This window comes from Bradyrhizobium sp. CCBAU 45321 (assembly GCF_028128975.1).
GTDB classification, from domain to species: domain Bacteria; phylum Pseudomonadota; class Alphaproteobacteria; order Rhizobiales; family Xanthobacteraceae; genus Bradyrhizobium; species Bradyrhizobium yuanmingense.
The window spans coordinates 1-5,131 of the sequence record NZ_LFKZ01000008.1; the positions used below are offsets into that span (position 1 = coordinate 1).

Consider the following 5,131-nt stretch of genomic DNA (forward strand, 5'->3'; position numbering starts at 1 on the left):
TGCTCGCTTCATCTGTCCGTCCTTCTTCGGGCCGGACTCTAACTCCTTCTGGAGGAAATACGCAGTGGCAGGTCACCTGGACCAAGATCACTCGGGAGCAATATCGGCGGGACGAGCTGGTTATGCAAGCGATATGGCCGACGCGGAGTGGGCGCTGATCAGACGCCTGTTGCCGCGAGCGAACCGGCGCGGCCCGCCGCGTAAGACGAAGCTGCGTCGTGTGGTGGAAGCGATCCTCTATATCGTTTCGACCGGCTGCCAGTGGCGGGCGTTGCCGCAGGACTTCCCGCCCTACTCGACGGTGCAGGGCTATTTTTATGCAACGCGGGATACAGGCCGGTGGCAGAGGATTGTCAGCGTCCTTGTCCGACGGGCGCAAAAAAGCTTGGACGCGCACCGAAGCCGACTGCAGCCGTGATCGACACTCAAAGTGCGCCGACCACGCAAGCTGGCGAACCGCGCGGCTACGATGCAGGCAAGCGCATCTACGGCCGCAAGCTGCATATTGTGACGGATATCAATGGCCTCCTCCTCGAGGTTCATGTTCATCCGGCCAACGTTCAGGACTGCCATGGCGCCGTACCGCCGCTGAAGAATGTGCGGATCAACTTCCCCTACCTGCGCCACGTCTTTGCCGACCGGATCTACCGCGGAAATCAACTCCTCAACGCGCTCTCAGATTACAGTCCATGGACTGTCGAGCTCGTCGAGCGGCCCCAAGGCGTCAAAGGCTTCCAGCTTCTGCTAAGGCGGTGGGTGGTTGAACGCACATTCGCTTGGCTCATTTATGAGTCAGACTCTCAGGTGGCGCGGTTACCGTTCCGGTTCGAAGAACGGAGCTGATCATGAAGAAGAGGCGACGGAAAATCGATGCGGCGCTGAAGGCAAAGATCGCGTTGAAGGCGCCATGAGAACAATCAACCGTGACGAGTCGAGCGAGATTTCTTAGCCAGGAGGTCCGGACGATGAGCGCACCGGATCGCCGAGGATTGCTTCAGCGCGATCATGAGAGATTATCGATCCGCCGGTAATGCCAACTGCTGCGCGTTGCGCGATCGAGCGTATATCGGCTGCCCCGGCCGGCAGATGGTAACCGGCATGAGTTCCCACGTCTGCAGTGATCAGCGCGCGCGGGCGTAGCGGTTCGGCATCCAGTACTGGCGCATGGCCTCGACGACGTCCGGAATGTCGGTATGGGGGTTGCGCAGGAATTCCTCGGTCTCGCGGCCTGGCCTTGGCGGTCCAAACGATGGACGCCCTTGATTGTCGACGCAATGCAGCAGGATCGGCAGGAGCAAGCCGTGGTCTATGTTGCGGATGTCGAGCAGCGGGGCCCGGGCCGATACTCTCAGCCGCATGGCGGCATAGAAGCCCGGCACCACGGCCGCGCATCAACGTCGCCATTCGGCTTGCGGCCATGGATCGGCGCGAACCGATGTGGTGCGGTGGAAAGGACGTTACTGATGTCGTTGTGGCGCAGCGCGACGGCCGAAATCGCAGCGAACTCCGGCGTGCCGCCGTGGTTGAATGCGTCGGCGTCGTGGCGAGTAGCGGACAGATCCAGTCGGGCGGACTCATCGACACCGGCCCGGCCACGATCGCGGCGACATAGCCGTCGAGCATGGGAAGACTCGTGGCGATGGGATGCTGCTTGGCGCGAGCCTGCAGCCAAGGCTCCTGGGCGCCTTCACAGATGCCGAGGATCTCCCGGAACCCCTCGGCATTGACCGCCGAGGCCCACCAGCAGCGACACGTTGCGAACCTCACCAGCCCAGCTGCGCTTCATCACGATGCCGTCGAGGTAGAGATACGGATGCTCGTGCGCGGCGGCGATCAGGGTGAGACTCCGCATTGCCTCGTCTTAATTGTTATCGGATGCTGAGCCGTTGCCTCACGTAAATTGCTCCCTGGATTAGGGACGAGCGGGGGCGCAGATGGGGCGGCTGCGCGACCGAACTTTTTACAGCTTGGCTGAACTCAACGGTGCATGGCCGCACACAGCGCCAGCTGTTCGGGGAAATTTAAACCGCTTCCTGGCGAGCCGTGGGTCCATGCCGAATGGCGCCGATGCCGGGTCGGGCTCGACTATCACGTCGAGCTTGAACGGCACTACTACTCGGTGACCTACCGCTTCGCCCGTCGGGAGGTAGAAGCGCGGACCTGCGCGCGAACGGTTGAAATCTTCCTGGGGGGCGAGCGTATCGCCGCCGCGCACATGCGGGCAGTGGCAACGGGCGGCACACGACGATCAACGCCCACATGCCTTCCAGCCACCGGCGCTATGGCGAGTGGACGCCGACAAAGATCCGCAGCGAGGCAACCCGGATCGGCCCGATGCTGCGCCTGCTGGTCGACCGGATCATCGACAATCGGCCGATCCCGATCAGGGCTATCGTTCGTGCCTGGGCATAATCCGGCTTGAGAAGCGCATTGGCGCCGAGCGCCTCGAGGCGGCCGCGCTGCGCGCGCTTGAGATCCAGGCTCACAACTACCCAAGCGTCAAATCGATCCTCGAGAAGGGGCTCGATCGCGTTCCAACTCCGGCGTCCCCAGAGCGCGAGCCGATTATACACACCAACATCCGCGGCTCAGGTTATTACCACTAAAAGGGAAGAAAATGCTGACCCACCCTACACTCCACTTGCTTACCCGGCTCGGCCTTACCGACATGGCCGAGGCCTTCACGAGCCTCGCCGACCACGAGGAGGTCCAGGGCCTCGCTCACGCCGAATGGCTGGCGTTGCTGCTGGGCCATGAAGCGACTTGGCGTAACAACCGGCGCCTGGCGCTTCGTCTTCGCAAGGCAAAGCTGCGTCATCATGCCGTGCCTGAGGATATCGACTACCGCGCCCCTCGTGGGCTCGACCGCCGCTTGTTCGACATGCTGCTTAAGGGAGACTGGATCAAGAACCATGAGAATTGCGCCATTGTTGGGCGAACCGGCGTCGGAAAAAGCTGGCTTGGCTGTGCGCTCGGCCACAAGGCCTGCCGGGACAACCACTCTGTGCTTTTCACCCGGCTGCCGCGTTGATCGAAGAACCGGACCTTGCCCGGGGCGATGGCCGACTCGCTTCGCGGATGAAGAGCATCGCCGCCGTCGACCTCCTAATTTTGGACGATTGGGGCCTGCAAGTCGTCGACGCCAATGCCCGGCATTATCTGCTCGAAATGCTCGAGGACCGCTACGGCCGTCGATCAACACTCGTCACCAGCCAGCTTCCAATAGCAAAATGGCACCATCTCATAAATGACTCAACTTACGCAAGACGCCATACTTGATCGCCTGCTTCACAACGCCCACAAGCTCGAACTGAACGGTGACTCCATGCGTCGCCCGCCCGTTCTTGTTCGGCCTTAATTACATCGTCCGCCGATGCAGCCCGCGAAGCTGACCGGCCGCTACGGCACTGTCGGGGGTGCGCGTTCGGTCAGCTTCGCTCCTTCGAGCGATACCATCATGTACGTGATCTCGTCGCCAGCCGCTTGACCATGGGCTAACGATGGTGCCAATTATCTTTAACGATCGGGCGCTTCACGTGCGCGCGATCAGATTGGAACGCCGCGCGGCATCAGATTGGAATACCTGCGCGTGATCATTGGAATCCTCGAACATCTCCGAGCTTTGCCGCCGAGAAGGCATTGCCGCCTCGATGTATTACGGCTGGTCCAAGGAGTTTCTCGAGGCCGGCAAGCGCCGCCTGGCCGGCGACACGGCGCGAGCTTGCGACCTCCGGCGAGGTGAAGGACCTCCGCCGGGAGGCCGCCGCCTTGAAGGAGGCCGTCGCCGATCTGACCCTGGAGTGTCCGTCATCAGATAATTTGAGACTGGTCAGGTGTTTTGAGAAGGGAGCTCTGGCTCATCAGGGTTAGAGTTTAAGCGGTCGTCCTTGAAGAGGGGCTAAACGACTGAGGCGGAATCGCATTCGTCGTTGTGGACCGTTTTGGGATTGCAGGGTTTTGATGCTTCGGGCGTCGGAACCTTGCAAATTCATTTTCGGGATTCCGTCGAATCGCCAGTCGTGATTCCGTGGTCGCATCGGAGGTGGCGATGCGACCGAAGAAGCACAGGACGACGGGATCGGGCGATCTGTTCCGGGCCAGGCTGGACCAGATCATCAACATGAAGCACGAGCTGGTTCAGCTCGCTGGCAAGCTGGACTGGGACTGGATCGACGGCGAGATCGCACCACTCTACAGCGGGAAGGGCCGGCCCGGCATCACGACCCGCTTCATGATCGGGCTGCTGCTGCTCAAGCACATTTACGGCCTGTCCGATGAGGGGGTATGCGAGCGCTGGGTCCACGACCCCTATTTCCAGTGCTTCACCGGCGAAGAGTTCTTCCAGCACGCCTTTCCGCACGAGCGTTCGGACCTGAGCCACTGGCGCAAGCGGCTGCGCGACAAGCTGGAGCTGCTGCTGGCAGAGAGCCTGCGGGTGGCGCACGAGGCCGGCGCGTTACGCGGCCAAGACCTCAAGCGGGTCACCGTCGGTGGAGTAGCCCCAGGGAATTGCGCCCCGAGGCTCTCTCGAAACCGGACGTGAACCTCTCGATTCATCCGGCTTCTATCTTCCAGCCGCAGGTCGAATGCCGACTCGCCACAAATAGAGTAGGTTCGGATCGCGCTGTGCGAGCCGTCCCAACCAATCTACTGAGGCGACTTTCCGGCCTTTCAACCGCTTGTATTTCCGCCTCGTCCAACGGGCGAGCGCGTCGTTTACGTGACGAAGGACGTTGACACATTCCGTCCGGTAAAACCGTCCGTAATAGTTCAGCCATCCTTGCACGACAGGATCAATCAGCTTGGCGAGTTCTTCAAGACTCCAGTGGTTTCGCGTCGAACCCAGTCGCCATGAGCGAATGGTTTGTCGGAGTCCTTTGGCAGCCTTGTTGCTGATTGCCGGGAGGAAGTTGAGGAACTTCTCGCCCTTTCGATCGCGAGCGCTGCGCGGCTGGAAGGTGTAGCCAAGGAAGTCGAACGAGATGTATTCGCATTCCTTTCTCCGTTTATTATCCTTGCAGTAGACGATCCGGGTTTTCTCCGGATGGAGCTCCAGACCGCATTCCGCAAGACGTTTTCGGATCGCCTCCATCACCGTTCGAGCCTCGCTTTCAGTTCTGCAATGGACTAT

General features: G+C 60.9%; 5 protein-coding genes and 5 pseudogenes. 7 read left to right on the forward strand and 3 right to left on the reverse strand.

Annotated elements, in window-relative coordinates; all coding sequences use genetic code 11:
- Window positions 1-86: 86 nt before the first annotated feature.
- Window positions 87-783: pseudogene (locus tag ACM43_RS00990) on the forward strand (IS5 family transposase); the annotation flags it as partial.
- A 338-nt stretch (window positions 784-1,121) separates the two neighbouring features.
- Here ACM43_RS00990 and ACM43_RS00995 read toward each other — a convergent pair.
- A complete protein-coding gene (locus ACM43_RS00995) occupies window positions 1,122-1,382 on the reverse strand; it encodes a hypothetical protein (RefSeq protein WP_036032270.1) in 261 nt (86 codons plus the stop codon).
- Between the two features lie 305 nt (window positions 1,383-1,687).
- On the reverse strand, window positions 1,688-1,852 hold the full coding sequence (locus tag ACM43_RS01000) for a hypothetical protein (RefSeq protein ID WP_162130876.1): 165 nt from the start codon (window positions 1,850-1,852) through the stop codon (window positions 1,688-1,690).
- Between the two features lie 135 nt (window positions 1,853-1,987).
- Here ACM43_RS01000 and ACM43_RS38695 point away from each other — a divergent pair.
- The 6 genes and pseudogenes from ACM43_RS38695 to ACM43_RS01025 all read left to right on the forward strand — a co-directional run.
- Window positions 1,988-2,182, forward strand: a pseudogene (locus ACM43_RS38695) (Mu transposase domain-containing protein); the annotation flags it as partial.
- Between the two features lie 106 nt (window positions 2,183-2,288).
- Window positions 2,289-2,606 (forward strand): hypothetical protein, encoded by a 318-nt coding sequence (locus ACM43_RS38700; RefSeq protein WP_420896283.1) that lies wholly within the window; start codon window positions 2,289-2,291, stop codon window positions 2,604-2,606.
- 62 nt (window positions 2,607-2,668) lie between these two features.
- Window positions 2,669-3,279 (forward strand): annotated as a pseudogene (locus ACM43_RS01010) (ATP-binding protein).
- A complete protein-coding gene (locus tag ACM43_RS01015) occupies window positions 3,248-3,358 on the forward strand; it encodes an ATP-binding protein (protein WP_271537504.1) in 111 nt (36 codons plus the stop codon). Before ACM43_RS01010 ends, ACM43_RS01015 begins: the two are co-directional and overlap by 32 nt.
- Window positions 3,359-3,608: 250 nt before the next feature.
- Window positions 3,609-3,801, forward strand: a pseudogene (locus ACM43_RS01020) (transposase); the annotation flags it as partial.
- Between the two features lie 247 nt (window positions 3,802-4,048).
- A pseudogene (locus ACM43_RS01025) lies at window positions 4,049-4,489 on the forward strand (transposase); the annotation flags it as partial.
- 75 nt (window positions 4,490-4,564) lie between these two features.
- On the opposite strand, the gene ACM43_RS01030 reads toward ACM43_RS01025, so the two are convergent.
- Window positions 4,565-5,131: group II intron maturase-specific domain-containing protein (locus ACM43_RS01030; RefSeq protein WP_271537506.1), on the reverse strand; the 567-nt coding region annotated here is incomplete at its 5' end.

Excerpts from the sequence above, each read along its gene's own strand:
- ACM43_RS01015 (WP_271537504.1), top strand. The coding sequence starts at position 3,248 with ATGACTCAACTTACGCAAGACGCCATACTTGATCGCCTGCTTCACAAC.
- ACM43_RS01000 (WP_162130876.1), bottom strand. The coding sequence starts at position 1,852 with ATGCGGAGTCTCACCCTGATCGCCGCCGCGCACGAGCATCCGTATCTC.